The sequence below is a fragment of the Oceanipulchritudo coccoides genome, from assembly GCF_010500615.1.
Lineage (GTDB): Bacteria > Verrucomicrobiota > Verrucomicrobiia > Opitutales > Oceanipulchritudinaceae > Oceanipulchritudo > Oceanipulchritudo coccoides.
The window spans coordinates 941783-961775 of the sequence record NZ_JAAGNX010000002.1 but is presented as its reverse complement, the minus strand read 5'-3'; the positions used below and the strand labels follow the sequence as shown (position 1 = coordinate 961775).

The 19993-nt window shown below is 55.2% G+C and carries 19 protein-coding genes; 14 read left to right on the top strand and 5 right to left on the bottom strand.

The window, feature by feature from the left end:
* Window positions 1-15: 15 nt before the first annotated feature.
* Genes rseP through pdxH form a run of 8 tightly spaced genes read left to right on the top strand, consistent with a single transcriptional unit; the run spans window position 16 to window position 8433 of the window.
* The gene (gene rseP / locus G0Q06_RS09845) at window positions 16-1497 is read left to right on the top strand and encodes an RIP metalloprotease RseP (RefSeq protein ID WP_163965178.1); all 1482 of its coding nucleotides are present in this window, start codon (window positions 16-18) and stop codon (window positions 1495-1497) included.
* A 10-nt stretch (window positions 1498-1507) separates the two neighbouring features.
* Window positions 1508-3565 carry a (E)-4-hydroxy-3-methylbut-2-enyl-diphosphate synthase gene (ispG, locus tag G0Q06_RS09840; RefSeq protein WP_163965175.1) on the top strand — a complete coding sequence of 686 codons (2058 nt, stop codon included), beginning with the start codon at window positions 1508-1510 and terminating at the stop codon, window positions 3563-3565.
* A gap of 17 nt (window positions 3566-3582) precedes the next feature.
* A complete protein-coding gene (locus G0Q06_RS09835) occupies window positions 3583-4341 on the top strand; it encodes an ABC transporter ATP-binding protein (RefSeq protein WP_163965172.1) in 759 nt (252 codons plus the stop codon).
* Window positions 4313-5122, top strand: coding sequence for an ABC transporter permease (locus G0Q06_RS09830; protein WP_163965169.1), 810 nt, complete (start codon window positions 4313-4315; stop codon window positions 5120-5122). The genes G0Q06_RS09835 and G0Q06_RS09830 overlap by 29 nt, the downstream gene beginning before the upstream one ends.
* Entirely contained in the window at window positions 5123-6451 is a 1329-nt protein-coding gene (locus G0Q06_RS09825; RefSeq protein WP_163965166.1) for an MFS transporter, read from the top strand.
* Between the two features lie 33 nt (window positions 6452-6484).
* Window positions 6485-6733 (top strand): hypothetical protein, encoded by a 249-nt coding sequence (locus tag G0Q06_RS09820; RefSeq protein ID WP_163965164.1) that lies wholly within the window; start codon window positions 6485-6487, stop codon window positions 6731-6733.
* A gap of 48 nt (window positions 6734-6781) precedes the next feature.
* Window positions 6782-7786, top strand: coding sequence for an undecaprenyl-diphosphate phosphatase (locus G0Q06_RS09815; RefSeq protein ID WP_238710472.1), 1005 nt, complete (start codon window positions 6782-6784; stop codon window positions 7784-7786).
* Window positions 7787-7797: 11 nt separating this feature from the next.
* Window positions 7798-8433, top strand: a complete 636-nt coding sequence (gene pdxH / locus G0Q06_RS09810) for a pyridoxamine 5'-phosphate oxidase (RefSeq protein ID WP_163965161.1) — start codon at window positions 7798-7800, stop codon at window positions 8431-8433.
* A gap of 97 nt (window positions 8434-8530) precedes the next feature.
* Here the strand turns inward: pdxH and G0Q06_RS09805 are convergent, their stop codons facing one another.
* Window positions 8531-9646, bottom strand: a complete 1116-nt coding sequence (locus tag G0Q06_RS09805; RefSeq protein WP_163965159.1) for a DegT/DnrJ/EryC1/StrS family aminotransferase — start codon at window positions 9644-9646, stop codon at window positions 8531-8533.
* Between the two features lie 108 nt (window positions 9647-9754).
* Between G0Q06_RS09805 and G0Q06_RS09800 the strand changes: the two genes are divergently transcribed.
* The 4 genes from G0Q06_RS09800 to G0Q06_RS09785 all read left to right on the top strand — a co-directional run bounded on the left by G0Q06_RS09800 (window position 9755) and on the right by G0Q06_RS09785 (window position 14205).
* A complete protein-coding gene (locus G0Q06_RS09800) occupies window positions 9755-10666 on the top strand; it encodes an enolase C-terminal domain-like protein (protein ID WP_163965156.1) in 912 nt (303 codons plus the stop codon).
* Window positions 10642-11748 carry an AMP-binding protein gene (locus G0Q06_RS09795; RefSeq protein WP_163965153.1) on the top strand — a complete coding sequence of 369 codons (1107 nt, stop codon included), beginning with the start codon at window positions 10642-10644 and terminating at the stop codon, window positions 11746-11748. The genes G0Q06_RS09800 and G0Q06_RS09795 overlap by 25 nt, the downstream gene beginning before the upstream one ends.
* Before the next feature lie 11 nt (window positions 11749-11759).
* On the top strand, window positions 11760-13340 hold the full coding sequence (locus tag G0Q06_RS09790) for a hypothetical protein (RefSeq protein WP_163965151.1): 1581 nt from the start codon (window positions 11760-11762) through the stop codon (window positions 13338-13340).
* Between the two features lie 160 nt (window positions 13341-13500).
* Window positions 13501-14205 carry a hypothetical protein gene (locus tag G0Q06_RS09785; RefSeq protein ID WP_163965148.1) on the top strand — a complete coding sequence of 235 codons (705 nt, stop codon included), beginning with the start codon at window positions 13501-13503 and terminating at the stop codon, window positions 14203-14205.
* Between the two features lie 106 nt (window positions 14206-14311).
* Here G0Q06_RS09785 and G0Q06_RS09780 read toward each other — a convergent pair whose 3' ends face one another.
* Window positions 14312-14824, bottom strand: a complete 513-nt coding sequence (locus tag G0Q06_RS09780) for a fasciclin domain-containing protein (RefSeq protein ID WP_425496123.1) — start codon at window positions 14822-14824, stop codon at window positions 14312-14314.
* Window positions 14825-15027: 203 nt separating this feature from the next.
* Between G0Q06_RS09780 and guaB the strand changes: the two genes are divergently transcribed.
* Entirely contained in the window at window positions 15028-16605 is a 1578-nt protein-coding gene (guaB, locus tag G0Q06_RS09775) for an IMP dehydrogenase (RefSeq protein ID WP_163965143.1), read from the top strand.
* Between the two features lie 49 nt (window positions 16606-16654).
* Window positions 16655-17548 carry a 4-hydroxy-3-methylbut-2-enyl diphosphate reductase gene (gene ispH, locus G0Q06_RS09770; RefSeq protein ID WP_163965141.1) on the top strand — a complete coding sequence of 298 codons (894 nt, stop codon included), beginning with the start codon at window positions 16655-16657 and terminating at the stop codon, window positions 17546-17548.
* A gap of 4 nt (window positions 17549-17552) precedes the next feature.
* Here ispH and rdgB read toward each other — a convergent pair whose 3' ends face one another.
* The 3 genes from rdgB to G0Q06_RS09755 are packed head-to-tail and all read right to left on the bottom strand — an operon-like array spanning window position 17553 to window position 19945.
* A complete protein-coding gene (gene rdgB / locus G0Q06_RS09765) occupies window positions 17553-18155 on the bottom strand; it encodes an RdgB/HAM1 family non-canonical purine NTP pyrophosphatase (RefSeq protein WP_163965138.1) in 603 nt (200 codons plus the stop codon).
* 22 nt (window positions 18156-18177) lie between these two features.
* Window positions 18178-19299, bottom strand: coding sequence for a bifunctional diaminohydroxyphosphoribosylaminopyrimidine deaminase/5-amino-6-(5-phosphoribosylamino)uracil reductase RibD (gene ribD / locus G0Q06_RS09760; protein ID WP_163965136.1), 1122 nt, complete (start codon window positions 19297-19299; stop codon window positions 18178-18180).
* A gap of 7 nt (window positions 19300-19306) precedes the next feature.
* Window positions 19307-19945, bottom strand: coding sequence for an MBL fold metallo-hydrolase (locus G0Q06_RS09755; protein WP_163965134.1), 639 nt, complete (start codon window positions 19943-19945; stop codon window positions 19307-19309).
* Window positions 19946-19993 lie beyond the last annotated feature (48 nt).

The window sequence follows — 19993 nt, the reverse complement described above, 5'->3', positions numbered from 1 at the left end:
TTTCAACTAACTGATATGTTTCTAAGAATCCTTTCAGATCCCTTTGCGATCGTCCTGGTAGTCCTGTTTTTCGGGGCCTCTATCTTTATCCACGAATACGGACACTACATTGCGGCCCGGTGGCGCAAACTGAAGATCGAGCGCTTCTCGATCGGATTTGGGCCACGCTTGTTCGGATGGAAGGACAAGCAGGGTGTGGACTGGCGCGTCTCCCTGTTCCCGCTGGGCGGATATGTCGCCCTTCCACAGCTTGCGGACCTGCGTGGCATTGAGGGGGCGCCGGACGATGAAGCTGATCCGCTTCCACCAATTTCCTACGCCGACAAAATGATCGTCGCTGCTGCCGGGGCCTTTTTCAATATCCTCTTTGCCCTTGGGCTCGGAAGCATTCTCTGGGTCACGGGTATTCCTGTCTCAGAGCAATATGAGTCCACGACCGTCGGATATGTCTCCAGCCAGTTGGTTGACTCGGATGGCATGGAACGCGAGGGACCGGCCATCCGGGCGGGCATCCAACCGGGCGACACAATCCTGGCGATTGATGACCAACCTATTTCAAACTGGGAGGACATCACCTATGCAATCACAACCGGAGTCCGCCGTTCCGCATCGGGAAATCCCAAAACGGACATCCTTGTCGAGCGTGCAGGCGAGCAATTGAATCTCGAAGTCTTCCCCATCCTTGATGAGTTCGAGAATATCCGGCGGATTGGCATGGCCCCGGCAAATTCGCTCCTCATCGGCGATGTCATGGAAAACTCCCCGGCAGAACGAGCAGGTCTCGGGAAAGGCGATGAGATCAAGGCCGTCAATGGGGAACCGGTTTTTCATACAGTTGCCCTCAGTCGGCTCATTCGGGATAATCCGGAAAAGGAACTGCAACTCACAATTGAAAATGACGGGAATGAGCGCGTAATAAGTCTGACTCCGGAGCAAGTCATCTACAACAAGGCGGGTGACACCACGCCGATGATCGGGGTGCGCTGGCAGCAAGTTCTCGATACCCGTCACTACAATCCGGTCGCTCAGGTTGTCGATGCGGTCAAAGTCACTTTTCGCGTTCTTGGAGCCTTGATACATCCGCAATCGGATGTCGGTATCCGCAATCTATCGGGACCGGTCGGCATCAGCTACACGCTCTACGTCATATCCCAAATCGGAATCCTCGAGGTGCTCTCCATCGTTGTCCTCATCAACGTGAACCTGGCCATCCTCAACTTGCTCCCCATTCCCGTGCTGGATGGCGGGCACATGGCCTTCGCGACCATCGCCAAGATCCGCAGGAAGGCGATCCCTGCCAATGTCATCGCATCGGCACAAGGCGCCTTCATGCTGATCTTCCTGATGATCTTCATTTATGTGACTTTCTTCGATGTGGGACGAGTGAGACGTAATGAATCTGCCATTACAGAAGGTGAGCAATCGATGGACGAGCGCGTTCCTATCCAGTTTAGAGGGCCGGTCGAAAAGACAATTGAGGATCAACCTGAACAATAGTTGAACCAGAATGCCGTCATCCACGACTAATCCACTGCCTTATTGCCAATCCCGGTTCCAGACGGTGCGGCGGGCCAGCCGCGAGGTACGGGTCGGGGATATTGTGATCGGGGGAAAGCACCCGCTCGTGGTCCAGTCAATGACCACAACGCCCACGCAGGACGTGGCGGCTACCGTGAAGCAGAGCATTGATCTCGCGGAGGCGGGATGTGAAGTCGTCCGTATCACGGCCCAGAACGTCAAGGCGGCGGAAGCGCTGGGGGAGATCCGCAAGCAATTCACCGCGGCCGGTTTTGGGAAAACTCCCCTCGTGGCGGACATCCACTTTCTTCCGCAGGCCGCCATGGAGGCGGTAAAGCATGTGGAAAAGGTCCGGATCAATCCGGGCAACTACGCCGACAAGAAAAAGTTTCAAGTCAAGGAGTATTCAGATTCTGAGTACGATTCCGAAATCCAGCGCTTGCACGAATCCTTCTCGCCAATTGTCAAGCGGTGCAAGGAGCTCGGTCGGGCCATGCGAATCGGGACCAACCACGGCAGCCTTTCCGACCGCATAATGAACCGCTACGGGGATACGCCGCTTGGCATGTGTGAGAGCGCCCTTGAATTTATCCGTATCGCCGAGTCGCACGGCTTCCACGACATCATCCTCTCCATGAAGGCTTCCAACCCGAAGGTGATGATACAGGCATACCGTTTGATGGTCGCCAAAATGCTCGAGGAAAATATGCATTACCCCCTTCATCTGGGAGTGACTGAAGCCGGTGATGGAGATGATGCCCGCATCAAGAGTGCGATCGGTATCGGGTCCTTGCTTTATGATGGCTTGGGTGACACGATCCGGGTCTCCCTCACGGAGGATCCGGTAGCGGAAGTCCCGGTGGCGCAAGCGCTCGCCGACAAGGCAATGGCGCTGTGGGAGGAATCAGCAGAGCGCACCAGCCCGGACCCTGTCGATCCATACACTTACAAGCGCCGCGCCGTTGAGGAAGGCTCTCTCGGGACATCCTGTAAGCTTGGTCCACTCGAGCCACCGCTTGTCATACAACCGGGTCCGCCACCGGAATCAGTTCCTTCCATGGAGGCATACATCGACGGCCTGAACTCCGCCCAGCAAGCGCTCAAGGATGCCCGCATTGAAGGCCTCCTCCTGAAACTGACGCCTGAATTGCTTGGTGATTTGGCAGATTGGCGGAATAAGTTGTCCGGCGTAGTTGAATTCATGGTCTGGGACAGCAGCGGATTGGAATACGAATCTTCATGGATACAATCCCTGAAAGCGGGAACCCGTCCCGGCGATGTATGGATGACCACCTACACCGACAGGGGTGAATGGATTTCCTTCTGTACTGAAGCGGCAGAGGCCAAGGCACGGGTAGCGCTCGCCATCTCGCCCGAGAGCTTGACCAAATTGTTTCCCGGTGACTTGGATGCCGCCGGATCGCCGGCCATAGTCACTTTACCGGACTCAGCGATCGTACATGCCAAGCCGCACGCCCTCGGCCGCTACCGGCAACTTGCGGAGGTTGTCTCGGCATTGGACAGTCGCAATCCCGTCTGGATCAGGAACAGTTCCGCGACTTCGATCGACCGGGAAAAAGATCACTTTGGTGACCGGCTTCTCGAGGCAAGCATGCTCAGCGGCGCACTCCTGTGTGACGGCATTGGCGATATGATCAGTGTGGAAACGGTGCCTTCGATCCGTCAGTCAACCACGCTGGCCTACGATATTCTTCAAGGAGCCCGGACCCGTTCGACTAAAACTGAGTACGTTGCCTGCCCGAGCTGTGGGCGCACCTTGTTTGACCTCCAATCCACCACCCAGCGAATCCGGGAGGCGACAGGTCACCTCAAGGGCGTCACAATTGCTGTCATGGGGTGTATCGTCAATGGGCCCGGCGAAATGGCCGATGCCGACTTTGGTTATGTCGGTGGTGCCCCGGGCAAGGTGAATCTTTATGTTGGCAAGGAATGCGTCCAATACCACATTCCTGCAGCGGAAGCTGTGGACGCACTCATCGCATTGATCAAGAAACACGACAAGTGGACTGACCCCGAACAGGATTAACTTTTTCTCCAAGACTCATGCATTCTGGACCAGCCATCGCCCTCACCGAGATCAGCAAACGGTTTGGCGATGGACCCCTTGTCCTCGACCATGTTTCCCTGTCCGCCCAGCCCGGTGAAATTGTCGCCATTGTCGGGCCTTCGGGATGCGGGAAGTCGACGCTTTTGCGCCTTGTTGCCGGTTTGCTGAAGGCGAGCAATGGCTCCATTGAACAGGCCGGACCGGAGATTAACCCGGCTTTCATCTTTCAGGATGCCACCCTCCTGCCTTGGGCCACCGTCGAACAGAACATCGCCCTGCCCCTGCGCTTGAAAGGACATTCGCGGAAGAAGCAGGAAAAAGTTGCCAGGCACTGGGCCGGACGTGTCGGACTGGAAGAGGTTCTGCACTACTATCCGCGCCAACTCAGTGGCGGCATGCAAATGCGGGTCTCCATTGCGCGTGCCCTGAGCCTCTCCCCCAACCTGCTCCTTCTCGATGAACCGTTTGGCGCATTGGATGCCATCACGCGCAACCGGCTCAATGAAGAGCTTCTAGATTTGCACCGGGACACGGACTGGACGGCCTTTTTCGTGACGCATTCGGTCAACGAGGCGGTCTTCCTGTCCAACCGGATCATCATCCTCGGCAGGAATCCGGGAAGGGTGAGTGCTGTCATTGAAAATCCGCTACAATTCCCCCGTGATTCCCATACACGGGAATCGCTTGAATTCCAACAACGGGTGGCTGAAACCACTGCCCGCTTACATGAGGTCCTTGGCTGTGAAAGCGCGTAACGACAGGATAAGCCGGATCGTCCTTCCGGTCATTACAGGATGCCTGTTACTCGCCCTCTGGTACTGGATCAAGGGGCATTGGAACCTCCATGACTTCATCCTGCCCGCACCGCACGATGTCCTGATCGCCTTTGCCAGCGAGCGGGAAACACTCTTCAGGGCCACCGGGGTGACCTTCATGGGGGCCATGATTGGCTTTATCGCCGCAATCAGTATCGGCTTTGCCATCAGCCTTGCCATGGCCTCTATCCGCATCCTCCGGTACAGCCTGTATCCATTTGTCATTTTCATGCAGATGATTCCCATCCTTGCGATGGCGGCAATCGTGGTCATATTTTTCGATGTCGGGCTCCAGAGCGTCGCCCTCATTGCCTTCCTGATCGGGTTTTTTCCCGTTGTTGCAAGTACACTTCAGGGATTGATGTCCGTTCCCGAGGGTCAACGCGAGATGTTCAGGATCTACAAGGCAAGCCCATGGCAGGAATTGTTTCTCCTCCGGGTTCCTTACAGCCTGCCCTACTTTTTCACCGGGGCGAAAATTGCCGCCACCCTTGCCGTGATCGGTTCGGTTACCGGGGAGATTTTTGCGGGCTCCACGAACCGGGCTGGCGGGCTCGGCTTCATGATCATGATCTACAAGTCGGAATTGAAGATTTCCGCCATCTATGCGGCCACGTTGCTTTGCTGCCTGCTTGGGTTCTGCTTTGTCGCGGTTGTCCTTTACTTTCGTCAACTTGCCTTGCGCAAGTGGCACGAATCCTCCTTTCCCGAGCAAAACTAAATGGGAATTTCAAAAACACCATGGGATCCCCGGATCCCCTTTGATCCGGCGAAGTTCCCTGTCTTCTACGGCTGGGTTATTGTCGCGGCCTCAACAATCGGCATCATTGCCAGCATCCCTGGCCAGACAATGGGGGTGAGCGTTTACACCGACACCTATATCGAGGCCCTTGGTCTGGACCGTGTGCAGATGACGACTGCCTATCTGGTTGGCACCGGCCTGAGCGGGTTTCTGGTTTCCACAGGAGGTGTGCTTTTTGACAAGCTGGGGGCGAGGAAGTTCTTTGTTGTCTCCGTGATGCTCTTCGGGGTGGCCCTTGCCTACATGAGCCAGATGGACCGCATTATCAGCCTCTTCGGAATGACGGGGTCAACTGTCTTCGCGCTTGCCGTGGCTTCACTCGGCTTCACGGGCATTCGCTTTTTCGGACAGGGAATGGTCACCCTTGGTTCCCGTTCAATGCTCTCCAAATGGTGGAATTTGAGACGCGGGAGGATGGTCGCCATCAGTGGATGTTTTGTCGCCTTCGGATTCTCGCTCGCCCCGCGTGTCCTCGATTGGCAGATACAGCTCTTCGGCTGGAGGGGAAGCCTCCTTGTCAATGGTGGCTTGCTGTTTTTTGGTCTCTCGGCCCTGGCCTGGGTCTTCTTCCGCGACAACCCGGAGGAATGCGGGTTGGAAATGGACAATGGCTGGCGCCCGGAAAAGCGTCATGAAAATCCAGACACCTTGCTTTTGAAGGAATTCACACGGGGTGAGGCGATGAAGACCTATTCCTTCTGGATTATCACGATTTCCCTCTCCTTTCATGGTCTGTTCACCACGGCCTACACTTTCCACGTCATTGACCTTGCGCGCAGTTTCAAAGTCCCGCGTGAGACCATTCTGAACTTTTTCATCTATTCCAGTTTCCTCTCAGTCACCGCAAATTTTGTTGTCGGTTACATAACTGACCGGATCCGGCTGCGCTTTGTCATTACCGTTTTCTGCCTGGGCGGATTTGTCTTTTGTGGCAGTCTGCTAATGCTTCCCACCCAAATTGGAATGATCGTTCTTGTCATTGGAATGGGCATCAGCTGGGGCATCTTCCCAATCCTCAGCACCGTTGGCTATGCACGCTATTTTGGACGGGCCCATATTGGCGCGATCAACGGTGCCTCCATGGCCTGGCTGGTCTGGGGAAGTGCCGTGGGACCCTTGTTTTTCAGTCTCAGCAAAGACTATATGGGAGGCTATGAGGCGGCCATTTACGGGAGCATGGCAATCTATCTCCTTCTTGCCATCGGCAGTGTTTTCTCCCAGAACCCGTCCAAGCAAGCACAAGCTTGACCGGTCGCCACGGTCCTCTCCAATCTCAGCCCAATGACAACTCCACAGGAACAGAATTTCGAAGACTACAAAAAGGCGGAGGCCAAGGCGATGGAACTGCTAGCCGAAATGAAGGCCGTCAGCCCGAAGAAGGTGGATATTGAGCTGGCCCTGATTACCGCTGTCTTTGAGCTCCACAAGGGGCTTCTTCCAGCAGCAACCGTTGGGAAAATCGTGCAGGGCCATCTCGAAACACTCGTCCCTTTCTACGAACAGCAACCCAGTCCTCCCTCTGACAACTAAGATACCCGCTGCCATACCCGCCAATATTTGGATCAACCCATCACATACATGAATCGTTTTAATCTTAGCCGGCTTTGTCGCCTTTCGTGTCTATCGATTAGTCTCCTTGTTGCCGCTGGATCAATCCATGGCGAGGACGGCACTGCCCCGGTTGCAGAGCCACCGGCTGAGCTGGGCTGGACGGATGCGGTCATCCTCGGGCTTGTCGAAGGCATCACTGAATACCTGCCCATTTCCTCCACAGGTCACTTATTGATCACCAATGAGGTCCTCAAACTGAATTCAGAAGTCCCCATGTTGGACGAATCCGGGGCGCCTCTCATGACGCCCGACGGAGAGGCTGTGACGCTGAAGACCGCTGCCGATGCCTATGCCATCGTCATCCAGGCCGGTGCCATTCTGGCCGTCTTGTTCTTGTATTGGAGTCGCGTTTGGCAAGTCATTCTCGGGGTGCTCGGATTGAGTCCCAACGGACGGCTCCTGGCCCGGAACCTGATTGTCGCATTTCTTCCGGCCGCAGTCCTCGGCCTACTGCTTGATGACTGGATTGAGTCCATGCTCTTCGCTCCCTTGCCCATCGCCATCGCCCTGATCGTTGGCGGCTTCCTTATGCTGGCCGTGGAATCCTGGCGCAAGCATCAGCTTCCCGATGATGATGACATTGTGGACCTGCACACCCTCGGTGTTCGGCAATCCCTCTTTATCGGATTCATGCAATGTATCGCCATGTGGCCGGGAACAAGCCGCTCCATGATGACCATTGTCGGCGGGTATGTTGCCGGCCTGCGCCCCACCAAAGCGGCTGAGTTCAGCTTTCTTCTCGGGCTCATTACCTTGACCGCAGCGGCGGGCTACAAGGCCGTCAGCAGCGGGCCGGCCCTCTTTCTGGCGATCGACATGGGCCCGCTTTTGCTCGGAATTTTCGTGGCCTTCGTCTCTGCGGCCCTGGCCGTCAAATGGCTCGTTTCTTACCTGACCCGCCACGGACTGGCGATATTTGCCTGGTACCGTTTTGTCCTGGCCGGCCTTGTCATTTTCTTCCTTGTCCGCTAACACTACTCTCAATGGACGTCACGCATCTCAGAGAGGAATACCGCCGCGAGGCACTCAACCAGGAGACCCTCCATGCCGACCCCATGGAGCAATTCAAGTTCTGGTTTGGACAGGCGCGGGAATCCGAAATCAAGGAACCCAACGCCATGGTGCTTTCAACCGTCGATTCCGATGGCCAGCCATGGACACGCACCGTGCTCCTCAAGAAACTCGATCCCAGCGGGCTGATTTTCTTCACCAATTTCGAGAGCCGTAAGGCCAGGCATATCCAGCACAATGGCAAGGTCTCCATTCTCTTTCTCTGGCTCGATCTTGAGCGCCAGATCAGCATCAACGGTACCGCCGAGAAAATCCCAACCAGCGAGTCACTCGCCTACTTTGTCACACGTCCGCTGGGCAGCCGCCTCGGTGCATGGACTTCCCAACAGTCTTCGGTCATCAAGTCGCGTTCACTTCTCGAGGCGAAACTTGAAGAGATGAAGCGCAAATTTGCCGATGGAAAGATTCCCCTGCCCTCCTTCTGGGGAGGTTACCGGATCGTTCCCGAGTCCTACGAATTCTGGCAGGGCCGCCAAAGCCGCCTGCACGACCGGTTCATGTATTCAAAATCCGGTGACACCTGGCAGGTCGAGCGGCTCCAGCCCTGAGACTTTTCTTCCCTCGACCAATCCCAAAACCTCGGCCCCGGCATGCGAAGGAAGTGGGCGCTGTTTAGCGCGGCAAAGATATTTCAAACTCAAGAAATCACTTTGCGTAGCCAAAGTCCCAGACTGCCTTGAGGACTTCCTCCCGCTCATCCACGGTCATTTCCGGGAAGCAGGGGATACTGACAACTTCCTTGGCGAGCATCGGAGTGACAGTCAGGCTTTCCCCGCCGCGGCCGATTCCCTGAAAGCATTCCTGGTCATGGAGTCCCAACGGATAGTAAATGTCATTTCCGATTCCCCGGTCGGAAAGAAATTCACGGAAGGCATCGCGCTTGCCGTCCAGGATCCTGAGTGTGTATTGGTTCCAGACGGATTGCGCCTTGGGAATGATTCGCGGGCAGAGGACCCCGGAGTGGCCGGCAAGTCTTTCGGTGTAAGCCTCCGCATTAGCCCGCCTTGCTGTGTGGTAGCTTTCCAAGTGTGGCAGCTTGACGCGCAGGAGAGCTGCCTGGAGTGAATCGAGACGGAAGTTTCCGCCAATGTACTTGTGATAGTACTTCGGATTCATGCCATGGTTGCGAAGCCAGACGGCCTTCTCGGCAAGTTCGGCATCGTTGGTCACCAGCATGCCGCCATCACCAAAGCCACCAAGGTTCTTGGTCGGGTAAAAGCTCAGCGCTCCGAAGTCGCCGAAGCTCCCCACTTTTCGCCCGCCATAGGTCGCCCCAATCGCCTGGGCGACATCCTCAATAATCTTAACTCCAAATTTCCTGGCAAAGGCCTGCACACATTCCATCTCGGCAGACTGTCCATAGAGATGCACCGGCATGATGGCCTTGGTCTTGTCTGTCACCTTGTCGATGGCGTCTGCCAGATCGATATTGAAGGTATCTGGCAGCACGTCCACCCATACAGGCACAGCACCCAAGCGCGCAATGCTTCCGGCAGTCCCGAAAAAGGTGAATGACGGACAGAGCACCTCATCACCGGGGCCAATTCCCAAGGCCATCAGGGCAACCAGCAGGGCATCGGTTCCCGAGCTCAATCCGACCGCATGCGAACAATCACAGTAGCTCGCAATCTCTTCTTCAAGAGCCTTCACATCCGGGCCAAGGACAAAGGCATTGCTTTTGAAGACCCGTTCAAAGACTGCCTTGAATTCATCCTCAAGAGGAGTGTGCTGGCGAGTCAGGTCAAGTAATGGTACTGGCATACTCCTCTTTCAACAGGTTTGGCGGGGAATTTCAACAAGAACCATCATCCGTGCGGAGCTTCCCATCAAACCCTTGCGGAAGACTGAAAATGGACTATTTGTTACGCTGTGTCTGATTGTATTCACAAAGGAGAATTTTCCTCACTCTTCTACAAGCGGCCTTTTTCAAGGCCGCTCAAGGCGGCGTGGGGCACGTGGGCCGTACGGGATGGGTTGATTCTACGCCATCAAGATTCAGCGACCGGTTCATTTGTCTTTTCGGAAATTGCACCCTTGCCCCCGGCGACACCCGAGATTCCACTCATTCCTTCTATTCCTTCCCCCACCCCTGCCGCATCTCCCACGGCTCGCACGGCTGCCCTGCTCTCGCTTTCCGAATCCACTCCAGAGGCCGTGGCCAATCTCCGAGAAGCAGGATACCGCACCTTCAAGCTGAAGGTCGGTCTGAACAAGCCAGATGATGAATGGGACTTTCTCCAGAAAGTTGTCCTCAGCCTCAAAGCCGGAGATAAGCTCCGTCTGGATCCCAACCGCTCATGGGACACGGGGACCTGGTCTTTCTGGAAGCCCCGTTTGAACGGAATCTCCCAATCGATCGAATTTATCGAGGAACCCTTCAAGGAACAATTATCCTCTGATGACATGCTCCGTCAGGCTGAATCCTCCCCTGTGCCTTTGGCCCTTGATGAGTCCCTTGCCGGCGCAGGGTTAGTGGACTGGCTGGACAAGGGCTGGACAGGTTACTGGGTCATCAAGCCGACAATTCTCGAGGATCCGGAAGTCTGGTGGAAGCGGCTTCTCGACGCAAAGAGCCGGGTCGTCATCTCTTCTGTCTTTGAAACAGGAATCGGCTTAAGCTCTCTCATCCATCTGGCTCAAGCTTTTCCTGAAACTGATCACGGGCTGAGAACGCAGGCATTTTTTGATGATGACTTCGGGGTTCCCCAACAGGGTCCCGTCTTGAATGCCCTGACCATTGAAGAACAGGAGGACCTGTGGAAGCGTTTGCCCGAAAGCTGAAGACCGCTCTGGAAAACCGGGAATTTCTCGCCTTGGAGGATCCTCACTGGCCCGGGGACTGGAAGGATGCCCTTTCAGGAATTGCTGCCCAATATAAAGCCGAACATCCACCCGCCATCCTGATTCCCACCAGTGGTACGACCGGGGTTCCCAAATATTGTATTCATACTTCCGATACACTTTTCTGCTCCGCACGTGGATTTGCTGAAAGATTTGGCAAGCAAGGCATTGTTCACGCGGTCAATGTCCTTCCCGGCCACCATGTGGGCGGGTTGATGCCGATAATCCGGTCGATGGAATGTTCCGGACGCCTCCATTACGCTGATTACCGTAATAGTGACGGCTTCCAGTCGGCACCGTTCCCGCTTGAGGAGGCCAGTATTTCCTTGGTTCCCACCCAACTTCGCCGCATGCTGGCCAGCCAACGCGGAACCCGGGTTTTACGGCGTTTCGGACTAATCCTCGTGGGGGGTGCGGCCTGTCCTCCCGACCTGCTTGAAATTTCCCGCAGGGAAGAAATCCGCCTGTGCCCCTGCTACGGTTCAACCGAGACTGCTGCGATGGTCACGGCCCTGGATCCGGAGGAGTTCCTCGCAGGCCAAACGGGAGTCGGGACCGCCCTTCCTCATGCGGAGATATCCATTGATTCAACAGGGCGAATCCTTGTCCGGTCTGGATCAATTGCAATGGGCTACATTCCTACGAATGAACTTTTTTCTCGGGACCCCTTTCCCACGGGAGATCTTGGAGCCATGAATGAGACAGGCCACCTTCATATCGGCGGCAGGGCCGACCGGGTCATCATTACCGGCGGGGAAAATGTCCACCCCGAACAAATTGAAGCAGCAGCTGTAGCGACTGGTTTGATACAGAGCGCGCTTTGCCGGGGCGTTCCTGACCCGGATTGGGGCACGCGTGTCGAGCTTGAGGTCGTGATGAAACCCGAGGCCAGTGGTTCCATGGGCAGCCTCAGAGCGGAGCTCCAAGAACGACTTCCCCATTACGCAGTCCCGAAAGCGATCCATCCGGTCAAAAGCCTGCCCCCGGGCAAAGGCATTGACGCGCAGGAGTCCGGTTCCTAAACCCTTTCCCTATGATGCGCCCACAGCAACGAGCAAGTCTGGGGATTCGCGTTGGTACTATCGGCGCGCTGGTCCTCATACCAGCACTTTTCTGGATGATCACGGGCCAGGTCTGGGAGGATTTCCTGATAACCTTCCGCCAAGCGGCAAACCTTATTCAGGGGAACGGACTGACCTACCATGAGGGGGAATTGCTTCACAGCTTTACCTCGCCCTTAAATGTTCTTGTGCCGGCCTTCATGGCTTGGGTAACCGGTTCGGTGGACTATACCATTCCCCTACTCCTGTACAATGTGGTTTCGATCAGTTGTTTCGCTGCAGGGGGAATCCTGACAGTGCAATTTCTCATCAAGCAAGGAGAGACTGAAACCCCTTCCTGGACGGTGCTCTGTTTCCCTCTGATCCTTGTCTTGTGTGTCCGGGTCACTGCCTTCACTGTGAACGGGCAGGAGGCCGGCTTCTGGGTGCTCTTCCTCTCCATTTCCTTCATCGCCGCGTTCCGTGGATACGGCTCAAGTTGGATTCTCGCGGGTCTTGGATGGGGTGGACTCATGATGACCCGACCGGACTCCCCTCTGCATATCACGCTCTTCGGATTACTAGCCCTCATGATTCCCATCCACTCCCGCAAGGCCGAGCTGATCGGGATCCTCAAGGCAGGTGTGACGTGCACGGTTGTTTACCTGCCGTGGTTCAGTTGGACCTGGTGGTATTATGGAAGCCCGATTCCCCATACGGTGATGGCCAAGTCGGGCGCTTACAGAGGCTTGCTCGATTTTGGTCTAACGCCCGTTGAGTGGATACAAAAAGGTCTCGGCATACTCGGGGCGCCTTTCCTTCCGCTTTACTACGAACCATTTGACTGGCCAGCGGTCCTCGGCATATTTTTTGCCGGCTGCTCGCTGGTCATCATTCTCTCCCCCGTTTTCATAAAAGACCGTCTTGTGCGGCTCAGCTCGTTCCTCTTCAGCGGATCCCTGGTGTATCTTGAATTTATGGAACTAACAGCCCGGTCATTTCCGTGGTACTATATTCCACCGGCCTACTTTGGGGCGCTGTCCCTTGCCCGGATATTCCAACTGCAGTCCCCGGACAGCCATCCGGCTAAGCGCTTTCTTCCAGTTGCCTTAATTATTGCGTTGTTAATCAGCTTTGCCGCCTCGGTGCGTCAGATTGAATTTCAACAGCGAGTGGTCGAGAACGGCGTCCGGCGTGAAGTCGGGCTATACCTCAAGGAGAACGTCCAAGCCGGTGAGCGCGTGTATCTTGAGCCCATGGGATACATCGGTTACTTCAGCGGGGCACGCATCCTGGATTTCCCCGGGTTGGTGGCCCCGGAGACCGTTGCGGCAAGGGAGACCTATTCGGTTGGCTTCATCGACGCTCCTAAATATCTGAAGCCTGAATGGATGGTCCTCCGACCTCATGAATGGGAGGCGATGCGCAAGTCTCCGGAGATAGATCGACACTACACAGCATTTGCGATCATTGACCGGCGCGAAGAAGTCCGCTCAGAGCCATTTTTGCCGGGTCGAAGCTACCCGTTCACGGATTCGGCTTTCTATATTCTCAAACGACAGGACTCTCCCTGATTGAATCAGCTCTGTCAGATTCATCGAAAGGCTGACTCGATTCGCGACAATAGCCGCCCAGGATCAAATCCCCAAGACGTTCCAGAAGCTGGGGCAAAAATCACTTTGCTTGCCAAATTTTCCATGCCCATTGCTTGACCCAGCGCCCGCAGCGTGAAGCATGATCCTTTCCATGCTACATACCTCGATAAAGGTCCTGCTCCGACCCGCCGCCCAGGCACTCCGCATTTACTGGCCTCCAATTCTGGTTATTCAGGCGTTTGCCTTGATCGTAGTGGTGTGTTACTACAAGCTTGAGGCCACGGCCGATTTCTTCGCCATAATTGCAGAGGTCAAGGCCAATGGCGGGCTGATTTTTGTGGCGGTGAGCACGATCATCAGCGGAGGGATCGTTCCCGAAATCCTTAAACGGATCTTTCGCCCGGCTGGGGTCACTCCTTCCAGCCCCGGCGAACTGGCCAACCAATTCGCCATGTGGGCCGGGCTCGGGATTTTGATCGATCAAATCTACCAGCTGCAAAGCAATCTCTTTGGTGATGGTACCGAATTTGTGATACTGCTCCAAAAGGTTTTCGTGGATCAGGGCCTGTTTGCGCCCTTTATCACTCAACCTTACATTGTTGCGTGCTTTCTCCTCCACGAAACCGCATATCGGCCCGCAAACTGGATCAGCGTAGTCTTTTCGAAGACGATGGTCCGCCGCGTACTGACCTTGTATGCAACCTGCCTTACATTCTGGCCCGTCATGCTGTTGGTCATCTATTCCCTGCCTCAGGGCCTCCAGTTTCCCCTCTTCCTCTTCGCTAATGCGGCTTACAGCATCCTCATGATCTTTATCGCAAGGCAACAGGCCGGGACTGCATAAACCGGCGATTCAACGCCTTTGCCCCAAAACCCAAAACGCCCTGGTCGCACAAATGTGTGACCAGGACGCGTAAGTTGGTTAAATTATAGAATCGAGTCTGCGGACTTTAGGGAAGAATCACGGAATCGATCACGTGAATGACCCCATTGGATGCCTTAATGTCAGTCTTGATGACCTTGGCGTTGTCCACATAGACACTACCACCCATGACCTTGATATCGATGTCGCTACCTTGTACGGAAGTTGCTGAAGTCAATTCGACAACATCCTTTGCCTTCACCTTACCGGCGACAACATGGTATGTCAGGACCGCAACGAGCTTATCCTTGTTTTCAGGCTTCAACAAATCTTCGACCGTACCAGCCGGCAACTTGGCAAATGCCTCGTCGGTTGGGGCGAAAACCGTAAAAGGGCCTTCGCCTTTCAAGGTGTCAACAAGACCAGCAGCTTGAAGCGCAGCGGCCAAAGTATTGAAGCTGCCTGCGGCAACTGCGGTTTCGACAATATCCTTGCCATGCTTTTCGTGACCCGCACAGCAAGCACCACAGTGGGCTTGGACGAGCACAGGTGCTGAGATTAAACTGCAAATGAGAAGAATTGATTTAATATGTTTCATAATTGTTTTTAATTTCGCTCATACAATCCCACAAAACCCGGAAAACTGTCCGACAATTAATTTTGAAGGTGGCTAATCGGATTCGACGGGTCCTCATCCTGTTGAGCGGTTGATCGTACGATTAGTGAAAGTCTCCAAGGCTGGCTTTTGCTCAAAAGGGTCACTTTCTGCTTGATTCAAGCATAGCGCCTTCTTTCAACTGGACAATGGCGCACGCAACCCACCACGAGGATACGGATTCCCAATTCTACAAGAACGCTGACACGTTTTTCAGCGACAACGCGCGGGTCGGTCTGACTTTCGATGACATCACGCTGGCCACCCGGTACAGCGAGATCCTGCCGCGCCTGACCAAGGTGGACATGCGTCTTTCCGAGCAGCTGGTCCTCAATATCCCGCTTATTTCGGCTGATATGGATACCGTCACCGAGGCAGAGATGGCGGCTGCCATGGCCCGCAACGGCGGATTGGGAATCATCCATTACAATATGCCCGAGAAGCGGCAGATACGGGAAGTGGCCAAGGTCAAAAACGATGTTCATGGGCTAATTCAGGAACCAATCGCCATCAGCCCGGAAAGCCACATCGCGGATGTTCTGGAAATGATTGAGATCCGCGGCTTCAAATTCCACACCTTCCCGGTTGTTGATATCCAGAACAAACTCGTTGGATTGCTTCGAGGCCGGGTTGTCAAAAGCCGCTACCGCGGCGTCAAGGTGGCGGATGCGATGACCCCGCTAGAACAGGTTTTCACCATCCAGGAAAGCGATATTGCCGACGACCCAATCGGGGCAGCAGACCGATTTTTCAATGACCATATGGGAATTCATAAGCTGATTGTTCTCGATAAGGGGGGGCATCTGAAGGGCCTTTTCACGATGTCAGATATTGAGCGCATCCGCGAAGAGGAGAGCCGTGATGTCAAACCGTCCCGCGATGCCAGCTTTCAACTGGTCTGTGGAGCCGCCATATCCGCCACACGCACTCCCGCTGGGGAGCTCGATCGGGACCGGATTCTCGAGCATGCGAGCAACCTTGTCAGCGAAGGAATCGATGCCCTTGCCGTCTCGACTGCCCATGGCCATTCAGCTGGGGTGGGAGATGTGGTAAAGCTCCTGCGCGGCGAGTTCAAGGATTTGTCCCTGATCGCGGGCAATGTGACGAGCGCTGAAGGCGTTGAATATCTTTCAAAATGCGGAGCGGACGCCGTTAAGGTCGGCCAGGGCCCGGGATCAATCTGTACGACCCGTATCGTCGCCGGCGTCGGCATTCCCCAGTTGACCGCCCTTTATGTCTGCTCAAAAGCTGCAGAAAAGACGGGCACGGCCATTATCGCTGACGGTGGCATTACCAAGAGCGGGGACATCGTCAAGGCGCTCACCCTGGGCAATGCGGTCATGTGCGGTAGTCTCTTTGCCGGTTGCCGGGAGGCTCCGGGGAGTATCCTGGAAATTAACGGCAAGCTCTTCAAGCAATACCGCGGCATGGGGAGCCTTACGGCGATGAAGGCAGGCTCGGCCGCTCGCTACGGCCATGAATCCCACGCCAAAAAATCCGACAAGGTGGCAGCCGAAGGCATTGAGGCCTTGAAGGAGGTTTCAGGAAGCCTTGACGACACCCTTCGGCAGCTGGTTGGCGGCCTCCAAAGCGGGATGGGCTACCTCGGAGCCAGCAACCTGGCCGAATTGCGCTCACGCGCCCGCTACATCCGCGTATCGCCCGCCGGACAAAGGGAATCCTCCCCCCACGATGTCGTCGAGCTCAAGACGACCAAGGAGGACTAATTGTCCCTTCCATCTTTGACAATCGGAGGAATTCACCAACCTTTGAACCATGCAAGTCATTCGGGCACAGAGCGCAGGATTCTGCTGGGGCGTTGAGCGGGCGATCGACATCGCGCGCGATTTTGCCACCAAAGGTCGGCGTCCGGTCTACACGGATGGCCCCCTGATCCACAATAGCCAGATGATGGATCGTCTGCAATCGGACGGCATTCGTGAGGTCGGGGATTACCAGAGCTCCAGCAACCTCGATCTCAAGGCGGACCCGGAGGAAAATGCCGTGCTCGTGGTTCGCGCCCATGGTATTTCTCCTGAAAGACGTAAATACCTCAAAAGCATTGGGATCGATTTCAAGGATGCGACTTGCCCGGATGTGGGGATCGTTGCCGGAAAAATCCGCATGCACGCCAAAAAGGGCTACTCGACCGTCATTTTTGGAGATGAGAAGCACCCGGAAGTCATTGGCCTCATGGGCTATACCGAAGGCAAGGGACATCCAGTCCAATCCGAGGAGGACATCGACGCGCTCCCCGACCTCGGGGAAAAAGTTGTCATGGTTTCACAAACGACCATGTTTACAGATGATTTCCGCCGGTTAGCGGACCATCTGAAGACCCGCTTCCCCAATACTTTGATCTTCGACACAATTTGCGGGGCGACCAAGGACCGGCAGGGGGATATTGCTGTCTTGTTCGAGCAGGAAGTTGAAGCCTTTGTCGTCATTGGTGGACATCACTCTGCCAACACCTGCAAACTCGCCCTCCTGGCACGGAAGACAAACTTGCCTGTGTACCACATTGAGACAGCGAAGGAAATTGATCAGGATGTGATGCGCCGCTACGCCAAGGTCGGGGTCACAGCCGGTGCCTCAACACCGGAATTCCTGATTAGTGAGGTTTGCAACCAGCTCGCTGCAATCGATCACGATCCGGGACAGAAGTCCTGATCGCCTATTCCGCGGATTTCAGGAATTTAACCCATTCGGAAATTGCCTGTCCCCTGTGGGAGAGACTGTTTTTCTGGGCACTTCCCAGCTCCGCGAAGGACTTATCATATCCCAGCGGTTGAAATAGCGGATCGTAGCCGAAGCCCATCTCTCCCGTAGGAGCAAGAAGGATATGTCCTTCGCAGGAGCCGCTGAAGAAGTGGCAGGGGCCTCCCTTCTGCTTGAAGCACAAGACGCATTTGAACCGGGCTGTTCGCTCCTCCCCGGGAACACCCCTGAGCTCATTCAAGAGTTTGATGTTATTGGCAACTGCATTGCATGCGGGTCCGGCATACCTTGAGGAATGCACACCAGGTTGACCATTGAGTGCATCCACCATCAAGCCACTGTCATCGGCCAAGGCCCATGCGTCGAGGGGAAGCAATTCCTCCAGCGCTTCCGCCTTGATACGGGCGTTTTCCTCAAAAACGCTTCCGGTCTCCTCAACCTCCGGCATGCCTCCAAAGACTTCCGCGGAATGAAAATTTATCTTTAGACCGTCTTGCGGAAGAATTGCGACGAACTCCTCAAACTTGTGTGGATTCCCGCTGGCCAGAAAGATGTCCATAATTGAAAAGCGTAGCCAATCCCTAACTTGGGTAAACAACAAAACCTCGCATTAGCTGGTCATCGCCAAAAGACGCGTGCCGCACCGTTTTCAACCCAACCGTTTCCTGCATGGAGGCGGGCTCCTCCCCGGAAAACGGGGAAAGGCCACTGGAATCAGCCAGCAGCTTGGGCGCCCTGTAGGCGAAGATGTATTGGATAAGTCGATACTTCAGGAAGGCACTCAAGACATGCGCCCCACCCTCAATATAGACTCCCGAAATCCCCTCCTCCCGGCAACGTGAGGTAAATTCCCCGAGACCCTCATCGTTGGTGGAATCCTCGATTTCCCAGAACCGCAATCCATGCATGTCCTCCAGCTGCCTTAGCCGGGATGAATGGTTGTTGCTGGTAATAATGATCGTCCGATCCTTGAATTTGTCCGAATAAAGATTTGGTAGTCTGTCCTTGAAGCTGACCAGGTTGCGGTCAAAGACAAAACGGATCGGGCACCATTCCGCATCACCCTCCAAGCGTGCTGTAAGGGATGGGTTGTCGGCAAGAACAGTCCCGGCGCCAACGGCTATGGCCGGAAAATAACGACGCCACCGGTGCACATCAGCCCGCGCCGCTTCACCGGTGATCCATTTTGATAATCCATTGCGGGTTGCCATCCGCCCGTCCAGTGTCGTTGCCACCTTCGCGGCAATAAACGGCGTCCCGTGGGCCATTTGCCAATTGAAGATCAGGTTGAGATCCTCGCAATCGTCCTTGAGAACGCCCTCGGTCACACGAATACCAGCTTCGCGCAGGCGTTCGAAGCCCGTGCCGGAATGGCTTGGATTCGGATCAATTGTTCCTGACACGACCTCCGGGATACCGGCAGCGATTATTGCGTCCGTACAAGCCCCTGTGCGGCCGGTGGTTGAACATGGCTCCATCGTGACGACGAGCCTGGTTGACTCATCGGCCCGGAACCCGGCCTTCTGAAAGGCCTTGAGCGCCTGCACTTCCGCATGATCCTGGCCGGCAGGTTGTGTAAATCCGGTCGCAACAACTTTATCCTGATGGCAAATAACCGCCCCCACTGCCGGATTCGGATGCGTGCGCCCGAGCGCTTTGCCCGCCTCGAGAATAGCCAACTGCATGAGCGCTTCGTTTTTCATCAGGAAATCACCTTGCCACAAATGGGTTATCGCTGGCTTCCACTCCAACCGTGGTTTCCGGTCCATGGCCCGGATAAATGATTGTTTCCCCGGGAAGGGAATAGATTTGTTTCCGGATAGATTGGGCCAGCTGGTCAAAGGAACAACCGGGAAAGTCAGTCCGGCCGATACTCCCGTTAAAAAGAGCATCACCGCTAACCGCAAATTTGTCCTCAGAAAACCAATACAAAATACTACCCGGACTGTGTCCCGGAACATGCCGCACCTCGACAGGCCGTCCGGCAATTTCAATCGATTGACCTGCCTCCAGCCATGTCTGGATTTTCACCGCCGGCATCGGTAATCCGGGAATGGAATAGGAGGCCATGCTTTCGGGATTCTCAAAGAACTCCCGGTCGTCAGCATGCGCAAAGGCAGGAATCCCCTCCATATTGAAACGGGCACCGTCGAGCGTGTGGTCCCAATGGCCATGCGTGAAATACAAGCCTTCAAGGCGGTATCCTGTCTCAACCGCAAGGCGTTCCATCGTGGCATAGGCATTCAAAGGGGCATCAAAGACGGCAAAAACCCCTTTTGCAGGGTTGATGACGGTATAACACTGTGTGCCGATCGGGGGGAGCTCAAAACTGCGGATTTCCACTTCCATTGACATTGTAAGGTAGGAACTGGACAAAAATGGGCAAATCATCTCCTT

Coding starts and splice junctions, on each gene's coding strand:
- rseP (WP_163965178.1), top strand. CDS start 16: ATGTTTCTAAGAATCCTTTCAGATCCCTTTGCGATCGTCCTGGTAGTC.
- ispG (WP_163965175.1), top strand. CDS start 1,508: ATGCCGTCATCCACGACTAATCCACTGCCTTATTGCCAATCCCGGTTC.
- G0Q06_RS09835 (WP_163965172.1), top strand. CDS start 3,583: ATGCATTCTGGACCAGCCATCGCCCTCACCGAGATCAGCAAACGGTTT.
- G0Q06_RS09830 (WP_163965169.1), top strand. CDS start 4,313: ATGAGGTCCTTGGCTGTGAAAGCGCGTAACGACAGGATAAGCCGGATC.
- G0Q06_RS09825 (WP_163965166.1), top strand. CDS start 5,123: ATGGGAATTTCAAAAACACCATGGGATCCCCGGATCCCCTTTGATCCG.
- G0Q06_RS09820 (WP_163965164.1), top strand. CDS start 6,485: ATGACAACTCCACAGGAACAGAATTTCGAAGACTACAAAAAGGCGGAG.
- G0Q06_RS09815 (WP_238710472.1), top strand. CDS start 6,782: ATGAATCGTTTTAATCTTAGCCGGCTTTGTCGCCTTTCGTGTCTATCG.
- pdxH (WP_163965161.1), top strand. CDS start 7,798: ATGGACGTCACGCATCTCAGAGAGGAATACCGCCGCGAGGCACTCAAC.
- G0Q06_RS09805 (WP_163965159.1), bottom strand. CDS start 9,646: ATGCCAGTACCATTACTTGACCTGACTCGCCAGCACACTCCTCTTGAG.
- G0Q06_RS09790 (WP_163965151.1), top strand. CDS start 11,760: ATGATGCGCCCACAGCAACGAGCAAGTCTGGGGATTCGCGTTGGTACT.
- G0Q06_RS09785 (WP_163965148.1), top strand. CDS start 13,501: ATGATCCTTTCCATGCTACATACCTCGATAAAGGTCCTGCTCCGACCC.
- guaB (WP_163965143.1), top strand. CDS start 15,028: ATGGCGCACGCAACCCACCACGAGGATACGGATTCCCAATTCTACAAG.
- ispH (WP_163965141.1), top strand. CDS start 16,655: ATGCAAGTCATTCGGGCACAGAGCGCAGGATTCTGCTGGGGCGTTGAG.
- rdgB (WP_163965138.1), bottom strand. CDS start 18,155: ATGGACATCTTTCTGGCCAGCGGGAATCCACACAAGTTTGAGGAGTTC.
- ribD (WP_163965136.1), bottom strand. CDS start 19,299: ATGAAAAACGAAGCGCTCATGCAGTTGGCTATTCTCGAGGCGGGCAAA.
- G0Q06_RS09755 (WP_163965134.1), bottom strand. CDS start 19,945: ATGGAAGTGGAAATCCGCAGTTTTGAGCTCCCCCCGATCGGCACACAG.